The organism is Streptomyces sp. NPDC023838, from assembly GCF_040639555.1.
GTDB lineage: Bacteria > Actinomycetota > Actinomycetes > Streptomycetales > Streptomycetaceae > Streptomyces.
On the sequence record NZ_JBFAAD010000014.1, the window covers coordinates 76,302 to 94,331 of the forward strand.

At 71.0% G+C, this 18,030-nt stretch carries 12 protein-coding genes and 1 tRNA gene; 10 read left to right on the forward strand and 3 right to left on the reverse strand.

The genetic code is table 11. The features are described 5' to 3' along the window. Nucleotides 1-168 precede the first annotated feature (168 nt). The 6 genes from tmk (at nt 169) to AB0G17_RS19095 (ending at nt 8,710) form a co-directional block, all read left to right on the forward strand. Nucleotides 169-3,537, forward strand: a complete 3,369-nt coding sequence (tmk, locus tag AB0G17_RS19070; protein WP_361383555.1) for a dTMP kinase — start codon at nt 169-171, stop codon at nt 3,535-3,537. A 219-nt stretch (nt 3,538-3,756) separates the two neighbouring features. After that, nucleotides 3,757-4,962 (forward strand): DNA polymerase III subunit delta', encoded by a 1,206-nt coding sequence (locus AB0G17_RS19075; protein WP_361383558.1) that lies wholly within the window; start codon nt 3,757-3,759, stop codon nt 4,960-4,962. A gap of 230 nt (nt 4,963-5,192) precedes the next feature. Next, a complete protein-coding gene (locus AB0G17_RS19080) occupies nt 5,193-6,734 on the forward strand; it encodes an alpha/beta hydrolase (protein ID WP_361383561.1) in 1,542 nt (513 codons plus the stop codon). Nucleotides 6,735-6,830: 96 nt separating this feature from the next. After that, nucleotides 6,831-6,904: transfer RNA gene (locus tag AB0G17_RS19085), tRNA-Thr, on the forward strand. A 254-nt stretch (nt 6,905-7,158) separates the two neighbouring features. Then, nucleotides 7,159-7,947, forward strand: coding sequence for a GntR family transcriptional regulator (locus tag AB0G17_RS19090; RefSeq protein ID WP_361383564.1), 789 nt, complete (start codon nt 7,159-7,161; stop codon nt 7,945-7,947). A gap of 4 nt (nt 7,948-7,951) precedes the next feature. After that, complete coding sequence (locus AB0G17_RS19095) at nt 7,952-8,710, forward strand: glycosyltransferase (RefSeq protein ID WP_361383567.1); 759 nt, start codon at nt 7,952-7,954, stop codon at nt 8,708-8,710. A gap of 215 nt (nt 8,711-8,925) precedes the next feature. Here the strand turns inward: AB0G17_RS19095 and AB0G17_RS19100 are convergent, their stop codons facing one another. Next, nucleotides 8,926-9,849 carry an FkbM family methyltransferase gene (locus AB0G17_RS19100; RefSeq protein WP_361383570.1) on the reverse strand — a complete coding sequence of 308 codons (924 nt, stop codon included), beginning with the start codon at nt 9,847-9,849 and terminating at the stop codon, nt 8,926-8,928. A gap of 305 nt (nt 9,850-10,154) precedes the next feature. Here AB0G17_RS19100 and AB0G17_RS19105 point away from each other — a divergent pair, with 305 nt between their 5' ends. The 4 genes from AB0G17_RS19105 (at nt 10,155) to AB0G17_RS19120 (ending at nt 16,765) form a co-directional block, all read left to right on the forward strand. Then, on the forward strand, nt 10,155-10,604 hold the full coding sequence (locus AB0G17_RS19105; RefSeq protein WP_361383573.1) for a DoxX family membrane protein: 450 nt from the start codon (nt 10,155-10,157) through the stop codon (nt 10,602-10,604). Between the two features lie 193 nt (nt 10,605-10,797). Then, a complete protein-coding gene (locus AB0G17_RS19110; RefSeq protein ID WP_361383576.1) occupies nt 10,798-11,361 on the forward strand; it encodes a hypothetical protein in 564 nt (187 codons plus the stop codon). A gap of 123 nt (nt 11,362-11,484) precedes the next feature. Next, the gene (locus AB0G17_RS19115; protein WP_361383579.1) at nt 11,485-11,988 is read left to right on the forward strand and encodes a hypothetical protein; all 504 of its coding nucleotides are present in this window, start codon (nt 11,485-11,487) and stop codon (nt 11,986-11,988) included. A 682-nt stretch (nt 11,989-12,670) separates the two neighbouring features. After that, nucleotides 12,671-16,765: a WD40 repeat domain-containing protein gene (locus AB0G17_RS19120; protein WP_361383582.1), complete on the forward strand. Its 4,095-nt coding sequence runs from the start codon at nt 12,671-12,673 to the stop codon at nt 16,763-16,765. A 305-nt stretch (nt 16,766-17,070) separates the two neighbouring features. Here the strand turns inward: AB0G17_RS19120 and AB0G17_RS19125 are convergent, their stop codons facing one another. Together AB0G17_RS19125 and AB0G17_RS19130 are read right to left on the reverse strand one after the other, a co-directional pair. Next, entirely contained in the window at nt 17,071-17,313 is a 243-nt protein-coding gene (locus AB0G17_RS19125) for a hypothetical protein (RefSeq protein ID WP_361383585.1), read from the reverse strand. Beyond that, on the reverse strand, nt 17,310-17,789 hold the full coding sequence (locus tag AB0G17_RS19130) for a hypothetical protein (RefSeq protein ID WP_361383588.1): 480 nt from the start codon (nt 17,787-17,789) through the stop codon (nt 17,310-17,312). Before AB0G17_RS19130 ends, AB0G17_RS19125 begins: the two co-directional genes overlap by 4 nt. Between the last annotated feature and the right edge of the window lie 241 nt (nt 17,790-18,030).

The following is an 18,030-nucleotide window of genomic DNA, read 5'->3' on the forward strand; positions in this document are numbered from 1 at the left end:
CGCCGAGAGCACGCACCAGACGCCGCCGGACCGCCCTTCGGGCGACGACGGGAATTTGACGACAGGCCCTAGCGGCGCGCATGCCCACAGCTGGGTAGTGGGCGAGCCGGCCGCCCGTATGTTCGGGCGGCCCCTCGGGGATCTGGGCGCTCCGGATAGGCTGGGCGGATGACGCGAGCCGAGCATCCCCAGAGCTCCGAAGGCGCAGGGGGGACCCCCACGGTGGCTGTGAGCCCCACCTCCGACGCCCTAGCCGCAGACTCACGCGAGCGTGCCGTACGGGCCCTGTTGCGCATACCGCCACTCAGGCGGTTGTGGAGCGCGCAATTCGTCGGCGGGATCGGCGACGCCCTCGCCGTACTCGTCCTCCTGTTGCTGGCCCTGCAGGCGGCCGTCTCCGAGGACGCCCTCGGCGGGGGGTACCGGGGCGCGGCCTTCGCCGTGGCCGCGGTGCTCGGCGCCCGGGTCCTCGCGACGTTCCTCTTCGGGGCGGTGCTGCTCGGACCCGTCTCCGCGCTGACCGCGCCCAGCGGCTCCCTCGACCGGCGCTGGACGATGATCGGGGCGGACGGCGTACGTGCCGCGCTGCTGATCGTCGCGCCGCTGTGGATCGACTGGACCCCCGACAACGCGCTGGTCTTCCTGCTGGTCACCGCCTTCGTGGCCGGGGGCGCCGAGCGGTTCTGGACGGTGTGCAAGGAGAGCGCGGCGCCCGCGCTGCTGCCCGCGCCCCCGCTGGAGGGCGCCGCCGTGCGCCCGCTGCCGGACCATCTGGACGCGCTGCGGCGCCTGTCGCTGCGTACGACGTTCGCGTCCGGGCCGGTGGCCGCCGTCGCCCTGCTGGTCGCCGCACTGGTGAGCAAGGGCCTCGGCAAGGGCGTCGACTGGTTCTCGCTGCACCAGGCGGCCCTCGGCTCGTACGTGGCGGCCGGTCTCTTCGCCGCGTCCGTGTCCGTCCTCGCGATGCTCGAACTTCCGGACTCCCAGACTCCGCGCGCCCGCTCGCCGCTGGAGGGGCTGCGCAGGCCCTCGACCGGCGCCGGTCCCGACAGGGGGCGTACGGGCGCGGTCCCGCTGCTCGTGCCGGCCTGTGGGGCGGTCGCGGGCGCCATCGCGTCGGCGGCGGCCGTGGCCGTGCTGCACGCGGCGGACCTGGGCGGCGGGCCCGCGGCGTTCGCGCTGCTGGTCCTCGCCCTGATCGGCGGCGTGGGCGTGGGCATCCGCACCGCGCCCAAGGTCCTGCCGGTGCTCTCCCGGCGGCGGCTGCTCCCGCTCGCCATCGCCGTCACCGGTGTCGCGCTGCTCGCCATGGGCCTGGTGCCGGACACCGCGACGGTCCTGTTCATCGCGCTGCTCGCCGGTGTCACCGCCGGTGTCGCCGCGAACAGCGGGCACACACTGATCGACCAGGAGACCGAGGAGCACCGCCGGGCCCGCACCACCGACCACCTCCAGGCGGTCGTACGGGTCGCGATCGGCCTCGGCGCGATCCTCGCCCCGCTGGTCGCCGCCGCCATCGGCCCGCACCGCCTCGCGGGCGACGGGTTCGTCTTCGCGCACGGCGGCGCCGGCTTCACGCTGATGCTGGTCGGCGCGCTGCTGCTGCCGGTCGCCGCGGTCGTCCTGGCCAAGACCGACGACCGGCAGGGCGTGCCGCTGCGGCGCGATCTGCGGGACGCGGTGAGCGGCGCCGACCCGGTGCAGGCCCCGGCCACGACCGGCTTCTTCATCGCCCTTGAGGGCGGCGACGGCGCGGGCAAGTCCACGCAGGCGCAGGCGCTGGCCGAGTGGATCAGGGCCAAGGGCCACGAGGTCGTGGTGACCCGCGAGCCGGGCGCGACCCCGGTCGGCAAGCGGCTGCGCTCGATCCTGCTCGACGTCTCCAGTGCCGGGCTCTCCAACCGCGCGGAGGCACTGCTGTACGCGGCGGACCGCGCCGAGCACATCGACTCGCTGGTCCGCCCCGCCCTGGAGCGCGGCGCGATCGTCATCTCGGACCGCTACATCGACTCGTCGGTCGCCTACCAGGGCGCCGGCCGGGATCTGTCGCCGACCGAGATCGCCCGGATCAACCGCTGGGCCACCGGCGGTCTCGTACCGCATCTGACCGTGCTCCTCGACGTCGCGCCGGAGACCGCGCGCGAGCGGTTCACGGAGGCGCCGGACCGGCTGGAGTCGGAGCCGCCCGAGTTCCACGCGCGCGTGAGGGCCGGGTTCCTCACCCTCGCGGCCGCCGACCCGTCCCGCTACCTGGTGGTGGACGCGGGCCAGGAGCCCGAGGCGGTCACCACGGTCGTACGCCACCGGCTCGACCAGATGCTGCCGCTCTCCGAGGCCGAGGTGAAGGCCCAGGAGGAGGCGCGCAAGGCCGCCGAGGAGGAAGCCCGGCGCAAGGCCGAGGAAGAGGCCGCGCGCAAGGCCGAGGAGGAGCGCCTGGAGCGCGAGCGCCAGGCGCAGCTCGCCAAGCTGCGCGCCGAGGAGGAAGAGCGCAAGCGGCGCGAGCTGGAGGAGGCGCGCCGCCGCGAGGAGGAGCGCCAGGCGGAGGAGGCCCGGCTGCGGGCCGAGGAGGCCAGGCGGCTCGCCGAGGAGGAGCGCGTCCGGCGCGAGGCGGAGGCCAAGGCCGCCGCGGCCGAGCAGGAGCGGCTGCGCAAGCAGGCGGAGGAGCAGGCCCGGCTGCGCGCCGAGGCCGAGGAGCGCCGCCTGGAGAAGCAGCGCAAGGCTGAGGAGGCGCTGCGGCGGGCGGAGGAGGCCCGTCGCCTCGCGGAGGCGGCCACCGCCGCGGCAGCCGCCGCGGCGACCGCGTCGGCTTCTCCCTCCGCCCCCGTCCAGGGCACGGACGAGACTTCGGCCACGCGCGCGAGGCGGAAGCCCCGGGCGGAGTCGGCCTCCGAGGTGACGGTCCCCACGCCCGTGGTGAACCCGGACGCGAACGCTCAAGCCAGCGCTGACGCGAACGCTGATGTGGACCCCGCGGTGAGTCCCGACGAGATCACCCAGGAAGTCCCGGTGCCGGGCGCGAACGCCCCCGGCAAGGCCGAGCCGCGTCAGTCCGCTCCGGACGCGGCCGAGACGACGGTCCTGCCGCAGGTCCCGGCCGACCCCGCCGAGACGACGGTCCTGCCGCAGGTCCCCGCCGACGCGGCTGAAACGACCGTGCTGCCGCCCGTGCGGGACGCGGACGAGACGACCGTGCTGCCGCCCGTGCGGGACGCGGACGAGACGACCGTGCTGCCGTCCGTTCGGGAGGGGGCGCGCGAGGCCGACCGGTTCCCGCCCGGGCTCTTCCGCGACGAGCGGGAGCAGCGCGGGGAGCAGCCCGAGCGGCCGAACGAGCGGACCCGGGAACTGCCGCAGGTCGACCCCGAGCAGTTGGGGGCGCAGTCCGGGGCGGAGCCGAAGGCGGAGAAGAGCCGTCGGTCCAGGCGGCGTTCGGACTGGGCCGAGGAGACCCCGCTGGATGACCTGCCCTCGCTCGCCGACGAGCTGCTCGGGCCGCACGCCGACGACGATGACGACCGCAGGGGCCGCCGCCGCTGACCGGGCCGGGTCACCGCCGCTGACCGGACAGGGTTCACCGTCGCTGACCTGGCCGGGTCACCGCCGCTGACCGGGCCGGGTTCACCGCCGCTGATCGTGTTGGGTCACTGCGGCTGACCTGCGGGGAAGCCGCGCCGGGCGGGATTGTCAGACCCCTGCCTCACAATGGGGTCGTAGCGGGGACGTACGGGGCGGAACAGAGCGCGGAGGCGGTGACCCATGACGGTGTGGGACGACCTGGTCGGCCAGGACCGGGTGCGGGATCAGCTGGCCGCTGCCGCGCGCGACGCCGACGCGCAGGTGACCGCGGTCTCGGCCGGCGAGCCCGTCTCGGACGCGTCGAAGATGACGCACGCGTGGCTGTTCACCGGGCCGCCGGGCTCGGGCCGGTCCACGGCCGCGCGCGCGTTCGCCGCCGCGCTCCAGTGCGTCAGCCCGGACCGGGCGCTGGGCGGGCAGCCCGGCTGCGGATTCTGCGACGGCTGCCACACCAGCCTCGTCGGTACGCACGCGGACGTGCAGATCGTCCGCACCGACCTGCTCTCCATCGGCGTCAAGGAGACCCGCGACCTGGTCCGGCGCGCCCAGCTGTCACCCGCCGTCGGCCGCTGGCAGGTGATCGTCCTGGAGGACGCCGACCGGCTGACCGAGGGCGCGGGCAACGTCCTTCTGAAGGCCGTGGAGGAGCCCGCCCCGCGCACGGTGTGGCTGCTGTGCGCGCCGTCGCTGGAGGACGTGCTGCCGACGATCCGCTCGCGCTGCCGCCATCTGACGCTGCGGACGCCGCCGGTCGAGGCCGTCGCCGATGTGCTGATCCGCCGTGACGGCATCCCGCCGGAGACCGCCCTCGCCGCCGCCCGCGCCACCCAGGGCCACATCGGACGGGCCCGCCGCCTCGCCACCGACGATCGCGCGCGTGCCCGCCGCGCCGCCGTGCTGAAGGTGCCGCTTCGCGTCGAGGACGTGGGCGGCTGCCTCAAGGCCGCTCAGGAGCTGGTCGACACGGCCGGCGAGGACGCCAAGCAGCTCGCGGAAGAGGTCGACGTCAAGGAGACCGAGGACCTGAAGGCGGCCCTGGGCGGCCAGGCCGGCGGCCGTATGCCGCGCGGCACCGCAGGGGCGATGAAGGAGCTGGAGGACCGTCAGAAGCGCCGCAAGACGCGTACGCAGCGGGACAGCCTGGACCTCGCCCTCACCGAGCTGACCGGCTTCTACCGCGACGTCCTGACGCTCCAGCTCGGCTCCCGCCTGGAGCTGGCGAACGAGGAGGTACGGGACGCGGTGGACCGCATCGCGCGCGGCTCCAGCCCCGAGGCCACCCTGCGCCGGATAGAGGCGGTCCTCGCCTGCCGCGAGGCACTGGACCGCAATGTGGCGCCGCTGCTGGCGGTGGAGGCGATGACGATGGCGCTGCGGGCGGGCTGACCGCCGGCCGGGGCGCGGGCGCGCGGGCAACCCGGGGGCGTGTTCGGCGGGGCGGGGGGCGTACCGGCGTCCCCGGCCCGTCGGCCGGGGCCCGGGGGCGCGGGCACTCGGGGGCGTGTTCGGTGAGGCGGGGGCGTACGGGCGCCCCCGGGTTGACCGACTCACTCGTACGAGCCGTCGTCCGGCGACCAACAGGGCAGATGCCGTCACTCCCCGGTTACGCTCCGGGGATGGACTCCAGGCGCCTGCTCCGTTCCTCCGCCCTCGTCGTCGTGACCGCCGGGCTGCTCGCCTCCGGATGCTCGTCGGGCAGCTCGTCCACCACCGCGACGGCGTCCACCACATCGGCCGCGGGCGCCCGGGCGTCGGCCGCCCTGCGCACGTACTACCAGCAGAAGCTGACCTGGCGGGCGTGCGGCGTTCCGGGCTTCGAGTGCTCCACGATGAAGGCGCCGCTCGACTACGACAAGCCGGCCACCTCCATCAACCTCGCGGTCGCCCGCAAGAAGGCCACCGGCCCGGGCAAGCGGATCGGCTCGCTCCTGGTCAACCCGGGCGGTCCGGGCGGCACGGCCGTCGGCTACCTCCAGCAGTTCGCGGGCCTCGGCTACCCCGCCCCGGTCCGGGCCCGTTACGACATGGTGGCCGTCGACCCGCGCGGGGTGGCCCGCAGCGAGCCCGTCGAATGCCTGACGAGCCAGGAGATGGACGCGTACACGCAGGTCGACCAGACCCCGGACGACGCGGCCGAGAAGGCGGCGCTGGAGACCTCCTTCAAGAATTTCGCGGCCGGCTGCGAGAAGCACTCCGGGAAGGTGCTGCCGCACGTCTCCACGGTCGAGGCGGCGCGTGACATGGACATCCTGCGGCAGCTGCTCGGCGACGAGAAGCTGCACTACGTGGGCGCCTCCTACGGCACGTTCCTGGGCGCGACCTACGCCGAGCTGTTCCCGGAGCGCACCGGGCGCCTGGTCCTCGACGGCGCGATGGACCCGTCCCTGTCGGCCCTGGAGATGAACCGCGACCAGACGGCGGGCTTCGAGACGGCGTTCGAGTCGTTCGCGGCGGACTGCGTCCAGCACGGGGACTGCCCGCTGGGCACGGTGTCGGCGGCGGAGGCGTCGAAGCAGCTGAAGAAGTTCTTCTCCGACCTCGACGCGAAGCCGGTCGAGACCGGCGAGTCCCGCAAGCTCGGCGAGGCGCTCGCCACGACCGGTGTGATCGCGGCGATGTACGACGAGACGACCTGGCCCGAACTGCGCACCGGCCTGGCCCGCGCGATGAAGGGCGACGGCAGCGGGCTGCTCACCCTCGCCGACTCGTACTATGAGCGGGACGCGGAGGGGAAGTACGCCAACCTGATGTACGCCAACGCGGCCGTGAACTGCCTGGACCAGCCCCCCTCCTTCTCCGGCCCCGACAACCTCGCCGCCGAGCTTCCCTCCTTCGAGAAGGCATCCCCGGTCTTCGGCGAGGGCTTCGCGTGGGCGGCCCTGAACTGCACGTACTGGCCGCTCAAGGCCACCGGCACCCCGCACCGCATCGAGGCGAAGGGCGCCGCCCCGATCGTCGTGGTCGGCACCACGCGCGACCCTGCCACCCCCTACAAGTGGGCGAAGTCCCTCGCCTCCCAGCTGGCCTCCGGCAGGCTCCTCACGTACGAGGGTGACGGCCACACGGCGTACGGCCGGGGCAGCGACTGCATCGACACCGCGATCAACACATACCTCCTGGAGGGTACGGCCCCGCCCGCGGCCAAGAAGTGCACCTGAGCTGCGCGAGTCCCTCGAACTGGGGTGGTCAGGAGCACCCCCGGAACCTGTGTAGACTTGGCCGCGTTGCTGATCGCACCATGGTGCGGACGGCGCGCCGCCTTAGCTCAGTTGGCCAGAGCAACGCACTCGTAATGCGTAGGTCTCGGGTTCGAATCCCGAAGGCGGCTCTGTGGAAGCCCCAGGACTCACTCGCCGTGACCTGGGGCTTTTGCTTTGCCTGGATGCGTCGGCGACGCCGGGAGCGCGCCGCCTCACGGGCCCTCCAGGCCGGGCCCTCCAGGCGTCGACTCCAAGAGGTCTCGTCCTCAAGTCCTCTTTATGAGTCGACCGGGAGTGTGGGTGGCCTGTGGCTCCCGACTCGTCAAGACCTCTTGATGACTCGTATGCTGATCGAGGTCGTCCGACGGGAACGGTGAGCAAGGTGGCAAAGGTCTACGAGCGGATCGCGGATGAGCTCAGGGCGTCCATCCGGGCGGGTCAGCTGGCTCCGGGGGACCAACTGCCCACGGAGACAAGGCTCGCCGAGCGGTTCGGGCGAAGCGTGCCGACGATCAGGGAAGCGCTGCGGCTCCTGCGGGATGAGGGGCTGATCGAAAAGCATCACGGCCGCGGCAACTTCGTCCGTCGCCCGCGTACGACGGTGGTGCGCAATAACGTCCGGCATCAGTGGGAGAAGGACCGGGCGCGCCAACCGGAACCCAAGCGGTTGCAGACGGGCGCCACGGAGCACGACACCGGGCTGACGGTCAACGACCTCGTCTTCCACGCGTCGTACCGCGAGGCGAAGGCGGACGCGGAGTTGGCGGAAGCCTTCGGAGTCCCGGAGGGAACGCTTCTTCTCCAGCGCACCTACCGGACCCGGTACAGCGCCGAAACCGCTCCGTTCAGCCTCGTGACCTCGTATCTCATCCACGATCTCGTCTCCGGTAACCCGGCCTTACTGGATGAGACCAAGGAGCCGTGGCCCGGCGGCACCATGAACCAGCTCTTCACCATCGGTATCGAGCTGGGACGCATAGAGGAGCGTGTCACCGCGCGCCCGCCGACGCCGGAAGAGGCGGAGGAGCTTGAGCTCCCGCCCGGGACGGCGGTCGTGCTGCTCCGGAAGACCTCGTACGACATCAATGACCGGCCTGTGGAGATCTCGTACGTCACGGTGCCCGGCGATCGCACGGAAATGATCTTCAATACTCCACTGGAAAGGTGGTGACGCCGTGCCCCGGCGCATCATCGTCGTGACTGCTGTGCACCCGCCGTCCGCCAAGTTCCTGTCCGAGGCGTACAAGTCGCTCTGCGATCAGGAGCTCCCGGACGGCTGGGAGTGGCATTGGGTCATTCGCGAGGACGGGCGCAGCGAAGAAGTCGCTCCGCACGTCCCGGACGATCCGCGGGTGACCTTCCGGCAGGGACGCGCCGGCGGTCCCGGCGTGGCGCGCACCATGGCGCTGGCGGACGCGGACGGCGACTACGTCAAGATCCTCGACGCCGACGACCAGCTCGCTCCCGGCGCGCTGGCCCGCGACTTGGCCGTACTCGAATCCGACCGCGGCATCGGTTGGACGACGTCCCGGGTCCTCGATCTCCTGCCCGACGGTTCGACCCTCGGCTTCGACCAGGACCCGGAAGGCGGGCCGATCGAGCGCGGCGAGGTGCTGCGCCACTGGCAGGAGCACAGCTACCGCGCGCAGGTGCACCCGGCGACCCTCTTCGTACGCCGTGATCTTCTCGTCGCGCTCGGCGGCTGGATGGCGCTTCCGGCCTCGGAGGACACGGGGTTGCTGCTCGCGCTGGACGCCGTCAGCCGCGGGTGGTTCACGCGCGAGGTCGGTCTCATCTACCGCAAGTGGGAAGGGCAGTCGACCAGCCAGGCGGCCCACACGGACACCACCGAGCGCGATGCGCGCATGGCGGTGGTGGAGGCCAGGGCCACGGCCCTGTCGTACTTCCAGTGGCACTTCCCGGCGGCGGACTGAGGGCGGTACGGGCTGAGTGCGGTATGGACTGGGCGCCGTACGGGCTGAGCGCGGTATGGACTGGGCGCCGTACGGGCTGAGCGCGGTGCGGGCTGAGCGCCGAACGGACTGGGCGCCGTACGGACTGGGCTCTGCGAGAGCCGGGAGCTTCGCGTCGCTCGGCTCTCCTACGCGACGTTCTCGCCTACGCGGGCACTCCTCATCAGGGGAGGTCATCAGGGGAGGCTCTCAGTATCGACGCGAGAGAAGACGAGGTCGCTCTCGGAGTCGATTGCCCCGCGCCAGCGAACCGGCACCGAGACCGGGCCGCTGAGCGCGGCCGGGTAGGACTCCGGGGCGTAGTCATTGGCCAGGCGGTACGTGTGGAACCCATGCTCCCGCATGGTGGCAAGCAGCTCGGCGACGTCGTCGCCGAGCTGCTGCATGCGGTGGGGGGTCACCTCGACGGTGATCTCCGCGTCCGGTCGCAGCTTGCCGAGCATCGGGGCCAGGCCCCGGACGACGGCGCCCTCCGCCCCCTCAACGTCGATCTTGATCACGCGAGCGTTGGCGATCTCCTGCGGGGCAAGGATTTCGGGCAGGGGGTGCGACTCGATCTCGAATGTCGACTCTGCCGGCCCCTCGTACGGCACGGTGCTGGTCGCGCCCATGTTGCGCGAGCTGGCCAGGACGAACGTAAGCATCTGGGTACGGTCGGAGACCGCGGAGTTGACCGTACGGATGTTGCCGCAGCCGTTGAGCCTGGCATGCCGGAGTATTCGGCGATGGAACGTGGGTGACGCCTCTATGGCCACCACACGGCCCGTCTCACCGACAAGTCGCGAGGCCAGCACTCCGTAGTAACCGATGTTGGAGCCAACATCTATGAAGGTGTCCCCGGGGCGGAGCCGACGCTGTAGCCACCGCGTCATATGGGGTTCCCAGACGCCGTACATGTACAGGTACCGCTGGATCAGGTCCGTCGTGTCGACGGCGAAGCCGGCGCCGAAGCGGGTGCGGACCAGGCGTTGCCGGGGGTGATCCCGTAGGTGCGGGTTGAGGTAGCGCGCAGAGAGCGGAGCTTTGCCGAGCGCCGTGGGGGCGTGGCGCACATAGCCACGCGCCATGGTGGCCAGAGCCTCTGACACGGGATTGCTCATGCGTCCGCCTCTCCGTAGATCTCCGCAGCTCTCCGCAGATCTCACCTGAACGGTAACGCTGGGGGCGCGCATGCCCCCAGCGCCGACTGCGGTGACACCCGTAGTAGTACGTGGAGGGCGGCTCGGGGATCAGGTCGCGGACCCCGCCCCAGGCGCGGTGCTCTTCCCACACGTCGTCGGCGCGACATCTCCTCCCGCGTGATGCCGTCGAGCGTCAAGGAGCAGTGCGGGTCGACCCCTTGCGCGGACGCCCACTTCACGGTCAACTGACGACTCGTCAGGTTCGCCCGAAGGAGGGATCTGCCGTGGAGACGATCTGGCTCAGCGGAGCGGAGTGGTTCGCGGTCCTGCGGATCGGGCTCGGCCTGTGGTGGCTGGAGAGCTGGCGCCACAAGGACAAGAAGACGTGGTTCGCCGGCGGGGGCATCACCTGGGCCGCGGGAATCGCGGAGGAACACCGCTGGCCGTTCGTACGGCGCGGGTTCGACCTGGTGGTGAAGCCCCGCCCCAGGCTGATGGCGTACGTCGTCGCCTACGCGGAACTGGCCCTCGGCCTCGGCCTGATCTTCGGGTTCCTGACGCCGATCGCGCTCGTAGGAGGGTTGCTGCTGAACCTCATCTACTTCGTGCTCATGATCCACGACTGGGCGGAGCAGGGGCAGAACCTGATGATGGCGCTCATATCTGCGGCTGGGCTGTTCGCTGTGTGCTGGCAGAGCTGGTCTGTTGACGAAGCGGTGGGGCTGTTTTCGTAGTGGTTGGGTGCCCGGCGGGCCGGGCACCCGGGGGCGCCCGGTCCAAGATCCGCTAGTAGCGCCGCGAACCGCAGATCCTGCGCCACGTGGGCCACAGCCTCGACCCAACGGCCAGAGCCCGCCCCGACCTTCACTCGCGAGTCCTCCTAGGATCCTCTGGACATCTACATGTCTACCGCTTCTGGGGGATGCAGTGGGGGCCGTCGAGCAACTGGTCACTGTTGCCGCCGTGTTGCTCGGCGCAGGGACTACGTACGTGACGAACCACGCGATGGAGCGGAGCCGCAACCGCTACCAGCTCCTGACCAGGTGGGACGACAAGAAGATCGACGCCTACGCCCACTACGTCGACGCAGTGAAGGCGAAGATCGCGATGGCCGTCCGGCTCTACGAGTTCAGGGAGGGCCTGCGCCAGGAGGAGAGAACGGAGCGCGAGCTCCGTGACGACCTCGCGGACGCCTCGCTCACCTGGGGGCGGAGCTTCGAACGTGTCATGTTGCTCGGTGGGGACGATGCGATCGAGGCGGCGCACGAGCTGAACGTCGTACTCGCCGAGATCGATTGGCAGGCCACGGGGAAGGTACCCGGCAGCCTGGACGAGTGGCGCCAGCGGCACCGGCGTGTGTTCCGCGTGATCAACGCCTTCCACGAAGCGGCGCGGGAAGACCTCGGTATCCAGGGGAGGGTCACGGGCGAGAACCACCCCGAGCGCGATCTCCTGCTGCCGTCGGCCCGTCGTGACGACGACACTTCCTGACCGGATTCAAGGGCTGCACTGGTGTGTTGGCGCTGGACCTGTCACCCTGCCGCACAACCGTTGCCTGGGGCGAACAACGGTGCTTGGTCACCGTGGCCTGGGACGGAAGACAGGGAGATGGCGATGAGCGAACCCACGAGTGCTGAGCAACTGGCCACCTCGCAGGCCGAGATCGGCTCGGCTTCGGCAGCTGGGCTGAGGGAGGCGCACGCTGCACGTGGCAGAAAGGCCTTGGCCCGTGCCGCGGCTGCGTGCCGTTACGCCGGCGTCGAAGAACATGCCGCCCAAGCAGTGCCCAGAGATCCTGCCGCGAAGGCAGCGAACGCCCTCCGTCTGTCCGCGCAGGTGCTCGCGGAGCTGGACCACTCGCCTCTTGACCCGGCGGCCGACGCCCGCTGCGCGAGGAACGCTGCTGCCGCCGCTGCTCTCGCCGCTCAGGTAGCTCGTGACCATGCTGACGTGACTGAGCCCTCCGCCGCCGCCTACCGAGCAGCCCTGAAGGCGTCGCAGGCTGCCATGCAGGCTGCGGGCAGCGAGGGTATGGGCAGGAATGAAGAATTGAATGCCCACGCGGATGCGGCCGAAGCTGATGCGTCACTCGCTGCTCAAGCGGCAGGCTGGATCTAGAGCCATAAGGCGAACAGCCTTCCATCGCCACGCAAGGTTGCGACTCGTGGATTGGCGCCGGCCCCGTCATCTGAGTGGCCCAGTCGGAACAACGCCAAAGCACGCCCAGCAATGCCAAAGCACGCCCAGCAACGCCAAAGCACGCCCAGCAACGCCAAAGCACGCCCAGCAACGCCAAGAGGCCGCTCCCTGGGGGAACGGCCTCTTCCGTATCGGCTGCTGTCGGCACCCTCTCCGGTTACCCCAAGCATCCGCACCTGACCGCATGGGCCCGGCGCCAGTCCCTCCCCTGTTGGGACCGGTGCCGGACCACACGGTCGGCGTCGATCCGTGCCGGGTGTGGCACGGATCAAGGGATGCCGGACCCGTGGTTGACGCCAGCCGTCCGCATACGGCCGGCTCTCCACGGATCCCTCTTGCTCACGCGGCGAGGCCGTCGCCGCCGTCTCGGGACTCCGGATCGAAGCTGACCGAGAACATGCGGCATCATGAGCTGTCTCTTCGAGCGCCGGGCTGGTCGCCCTGCCTGGGCTTCGCCCGGTTGGTGCGCTACTGAGTCGAGATCCTGCCAGCTGGGGCTCCCGCCGAGGAGGCTCTGGCATCGTTTCCACGGCTTAACCGCAGGTCAGCCGTATAGGGTGAGTTTTCCGGTCCGGATGTCCAGGCGCGGGGGAAGTAAGGAGTGGAGACCTTGAGTTCCGACTCAGGGGCACGCACAGCCTTCGCGGAACGTCTCGCGCTGCTGTACACGGAGGCCGGCAATCCTCCCCTCAAGCGTGTGGCCGAGGCGGTCGTCAGGCTTCAGCGGGTCGATGAGCGAGGACGGCCCGTGCGGGTGTCCGCTCAGCGCATCAGCGACTGGCGACGGGCCCGGAACGTGCCTGCCCACTTCGCCGCCCTCGCAGTCGTGCTGCACGTCCTGATTCCCGAGGCGCGGCGCTCGCGGCCCGTGCCTGTCTCCAAGGGTCTGTACGACCTGGCGCAGTGGCAGCGGCTGTGGGAGCGTGCGGTCGCCGACCCGGTCAGTGATCCCGATCGCCCCGCGTCACCCGCGGAAGAGGACGAGCGCTCCCCGGCCGAAGCCGGGGCCGTGCCCGGGGGCGTGCCTGGGGGCGTTTGCCCGTACCGGGGCTTGGCCTCGTACCGTCAGCAAGACGCCCGGTGGTTCTTCGGCCGGGAGCGGAGCAGGGACGCCCTCGTCGCTCAGCTCCGCGCGGCGGAGAAGACGGGCGGCCTGGTCATGCTCGTGGGCGCCTCGGGAGCGGGAAAGTCCTCCCTGCTCAACGCCGGGCTGGTGCCCGCGTTGCAGAACGGCTTCCAGACCGGCTTGCAGAACGGCTTCCAGCACAGCTTCCAGAACGGCTTGCAGAACAGCTTGCAGAACCGCTCACCGGGCGACGAGAACAGCCCCCCGGCGCGGGCGGTACTTCAGCTCATACCCGGCGGCGATCCTCTCTTGGAGCTGACCCGTCGGATCCCCGAGCTCGCGCCTGCCATCTCCGCCGCGGCGGAGCCCGGTACTCCGCAGTTCGCTCACGCGGTGCGGGAGGCCGTCACCGTATGGGCGAGACGCGAAACATCGTCCCTCGCCCCTCCCGTCGTCATCGTGGACCAGTTCGAGGAGACGTTCACCCTCTGCTCCGACGAGGCGAACCGGCGTACGTTCATCCAGCTCCTCCACGCCGCCTGCACGCCCGACGACTCGGGCGATCCGGCCCCCATGCTCGTCGTCCTCGGCATACGCGCCGACTTCTACGAGCGGTGCCTCGCGTATCCCGAACTGGCCGACGCGCTGCAACACCGGCACATGGTGCTCGGGCCGCTGACCACCGCGGAGCTGCGCGAAGCGGTGACGGGCCCGGCCAAGGCCGTCGGCATGGAACTCGAACCGGGGCTGGCGGAGCTGATCGTCCGGGAAGTGAGCGCCGACGGCCCCCGCGGGGTGCACGACGCGGGGGCGCTGCCGCTCCTCTCCCACGCACTCCTCGCCACCTGGCAGCGACGGAAGGCGGGAAGGCTCACGCTGGCCGGCTACCGCGCGGCGGGCGGAATCCAGGGAGCGGTGGCGGCGACCGCCGAGCGCGCCTGGTCGAGCCTCGACCCGGCGGCCCGTACGGCCGCGAGGCTGCTCCTGCTCAGGCTGGTCAGACTGAGCGAGGACACCCAGGCCACCCGTAGGCGGGGGACGCGGCGCCAGCTGGCGGAGGAGTCGACGGACCCCGGCAGGACGGAGGAATCGCTCGAAGCGCTCGTACGCGCCCGATTGGTGACGCTCGACGCGGAGACCGTGGAGATCACCCATGAGGCGCTGCTCCACGCCTGGCCGCGCCTGCGCGACTGGATCGACGAGGACAGAAGCGACAATCTGCTCCGCCAGCGGCTGGAGGAGGACGGCCGGGCCTGGGAGGACTCGGAGCGCGACACATCGCTGCTCTACCGGGGCTCCCGCTTGGAGCAGGCTCACGCATGGGCGAAGTCTGCCGGTGACACCTTCCTCACCCGCAGCGCTGTCGAATTCCTGGCCGCTTCGGTCAAGCTGCGCAAGCGCACGGTCTGGATCAGTCGTAGTGCGATATCGGCGCTGGTCGTCCTGGCGATCCTGGCTGTCTGCGCGGCCTGGGTGGCACGGCAGCAGCGGGACGACGCCGTGTTCGAGCAGGTGGTCGCCGAAGCCGACCGTGCCCAGCACACGGACCCCTCGCTGTCCGCTCAGCTCGCGTTGGTGGCACACGATCTGCGGCCTCACGACGAGGGCACGAAGAACCGGCTGATCTCGATCGTGAACGCTTCGCTGGCCACTCCGCTCCTCGGCCATACCGGAGCCGTATACCTCACTTCGTTCAGCCCCAGCGGTCGGACCCTGGCCACCGCCAGCTACGACCGGACCGTTCGACTGTGGGACGTGGCGGATCCGGCCCGGCCCAAGCAGCTGGGCGCGCCCCTCACCGGCCACACGAGCTGGGTGAGCAGCGCGGTCTTCAGCCCGGACGGCAGCACCCTCGCCAGCGCTTCGGACGACGGCACGATCCGGCTGTGGGACGTACGGAATCCGAGCCGCCCGCAGCCGCTCGGTGCTCCCTTGACCGGCCACGGCGGCACGATCTACCTCCTCGCCTTCAGGCCGGACGGGCACACGCTGGCCTCCGCCAGTGAAGATCACACCGTTCGTCTGTGGGACGTGGCCGACCCGCGCCGGCCGAAGGCCCTCGGCGCCCTGACCGGCCACACGGCCGCCGCACGCTGCGTGGCGTTCAGCCCCGACGGGCGGACGCTGGCAGCGGGTGGCGACGACGGCTCGATCAGGCTGTGGGACACAACGGATCCGCTCGGGCCAGTGCCGATCGACACGGTGCTGACCGGCCACACGGGCACGGTGCACTCCGTGGCCTTCAGCCGCGACGGCCGCACCCTCGCCAGTGGCGGCGCGGACGACACCATCAGGCTCTGGAACGCGGCCGACCCACGTCACGCGGCCCCCCTCGGCACACCGCTCACCGGCCACACCGGCCCCATCTGGTCGGTGGCCTTCAGCCCCGATGGAACCAAGCTCGGCGCCGCCAGCGCGGACAGCACGGCGAGCCTGTGGAACGTCAGCGATCCCGCGTACCCGTCGCAGGTCGGCGAGCCTCTCGCGGGGAGCAGCGGCGAGATGTACGCCCTGGGCTTCAGCCCCGACGGCCGGACCCTCGCCACCGGGAGCGGCGACAGCAAGGTCCGCCTGTGGTCGATACCGACGGCGGACATGATCGGCCGCATCGGGGCGTTCCGCCCGGACGGGCGGGTGCTCGCCACGGCCGCGCGCGACCGCAGGGTACGACTGTGGAACGTGGAGACTCCCAACCGGCCCGTGTCGCTGAGCGAACCGTTCACGCCCGGGGACGGTGACGTGCGTTCGCTGGCGTTCTCCCCCGATGGCCGCACGCTCGCGGTACTGATGAGAGACCGCGCGGTACAGCTGTGGGACGTCACCGACCCGACTCGGCCCAGCCCGTACGGGTCGCCCGTCGCCCTGCGTACAAGGTTCTCGGGCCCCGACGCGCTGGCGTTCAGCCCGGACGGGCGCACGCTGGCGACCGCCTACGACGACCGCACGATCCAGCTGTGGAACGTCGGCGACCCGTCGCGGCCCCGCCCGCTCGGCGCGCCGCTCTCCGGCCACAAGGGTTACGTCAACTCCCTCGTCTTCAGCCCGGACGGCCAAACTCTCGCCAGCGGGAGCGCGGACGGCACCATCCGGCTGTGGGACGTGGCCGACCCGCGCCGCGTCGCCCCACTCGGCGCGCCTCTGAGGGGCCACCTCGGTCCCATCAACGCGCTCTCCTACAGCCCGGACGGCCGTACGTTGGCCAGCGGCAGCGACGACGACACGGTCCGCCTCTGGAACATCACCGACCCGCTCAAGGCGGCCCGGTTGGGCTCACCCCTCACCGGCCACACCGAGGCGGTCGTATCCCTGACGTTCAGTCAGGACGGCCGCACCCTGGCGAGCGGCGGCAACGACAACGCGGTCCGGCTCTGGAACGTCGCCCACCCGTCCGAGGCCGCTCCCATCGGTCAATCGATGAGCCCCAACGCCAAGACGGGAAATTTCTTGTCGTTCAGCCCCAACAGTCACATGCTCGGAGTGTCGAGCGGCAGCGATACGGTCCGGCTGTGGAACTTGGACGCCGATGCGGCCATCAGCCGTATTTGCTCGACCACTCGGGGCGTCCTGACGCCTGATAAATGGCATGAGAATCTACCGCGCCTCTCGTACTCGCCTCCTTGCGATCAGTAACCACGCGATGTGATCCCGATCACAAGTCACCGTTGAGGCCGAGCAGGCCATTCCCGCAGCACAAGCAGGGTTGTTAGGGTTGGCCACAGCCCGATCGCTGGTGCATCCCCCGTCGCCAGCGATCGGGCGCTTCCGTGTCCTGCGGGAATTGCGAAGCGCTTTCCGACGCGGCGGAAAATTGGCCCACACCAAGGCAATGGCTAGCCATAACGCAGATCGGGCCCGGCTCGCTTGTGGGCGAACCGGGCGTGATCCTGCTGGCAACGGGGCGCGAAACTCCTGGGATTCTGATTTGACGACAGGCCCTAGTAGTAGTCCTCGTGTTCGCGGTCGCGGCCCGTCGGGGTCAGTTCGTGGCGTTCGAACTGGACCGTGTGCTCGTAGTCGTCCACCATCACCGCGTAGGCGGGGGCGACCCCGGGGTCGCGGGGTTCGGTGATGCCGAGGATCGCGCCGAGGCGGCCCGTCAGTTCCGGGCGGTGGGCGGAGGCCGTGACGCGTACCTCCGCGTAGAAGTGGAACGCGTCGTCCGTCGAGGGCCCCTTCACCTGGCTGCCGCCGTGCCGGGGGCCTCGGCCCAGGTCGCTCGGAGGTCGCGGGCGCGGACGGTGATCGTGGCGTCCGTCAGGGCGATCTCGTGGACGCAGCCGCTGTCGTCGGCGGGCAGGATCTCGTCGAGCAGTACGGCGTCGGACCGCATCCAGTCGATTCCGTGGTCGTAGGTGATCGCGAAATGGGTCACGCGCTCGTAGTCGATGCGAAGCCCCCCGTCGTGCTTCCACTGGTTGGGAGCGAATTCGAGGGTGAGCCTTCCGCTCTTGTCCGTGGCGAGCCGGATGTCGGAGAGCTCCAGGTCCTTCACACACCGCGTGGCGTTCCGGCGGTAGTGGTCGGCGTCGGACGCGAAGGCGCGGGCGCCCGCGGGCAGGGCTTCTGCGAGCTCCGGGAGCGCCTCCAGGTACGCGGTCGCGTCCGTGTAGAACCCCTGGAGCTCGTCGTCCCAGGCGGCCTTGACGTATTTCATGTGCGACCTTCTGCTGCGAGACGGGCCCTCGCCCGCCAGGGCCTCGGCGTTGTAGCGACGGCTGGGGGAGTGTCCCCAGGTGTTGGTGTACGTGGTGGTCCGGGCCACCCACCCCACGTAACGAAGGGCCGGGCCGGATTGGTTCCGGCCCGGCCCTTCCGGGATGCGGGACGAACGCGTCCCGTCAGCTGGAGCTCACGCGCATCTCAGGCGGCGCTGACGCGGTACTCGGTCGACGCTC

Coding starts and splice junctions, on each gene's coding strand:
- AB0G17_RS19080 (WP_361383561.1), top strand. CDS start 5,193: ATGGACTCCAGGCGCCTGCTCCGTTCCTCCGCCCTCGTCGTCGTGACC.
- AB0G17_RS19075 (WP_361383558.1), top strand. CDS start 3,757: ATGACGGTGTGGGACGACCTGGTCGGCCAGGACCGGGTGCGGGATCAG.
- AB0G17_RS19115 (WP_361383579.1), top strand. CDS start 11,485: ATGAGCGAACCCACGAGTGCTGAGCAACTGGCCACCTCGCAGGCCGAG.
- AB0G17_RS19130 (WP_361383588.1), bottom strand. CDS start 17,789: ATGAAATACGTCAAGGCCGCCTGGGACGACGAGCTCCAGGGGTTCTAC.
- AB0G17_RS19100 (WP_361383570.1), bottom strand. CDS start 9,849: ATGAGCAATCCCGTGTCAGAGGCTCTGGCCACCATGGCGCGTGGCTAT.
- tmk (WP_361383555.1), top strand. CDS start 169: ATGACGCGAGCCGAGCATCCCCAGAGCTCCGAAGGCGCAGGGGGGACC.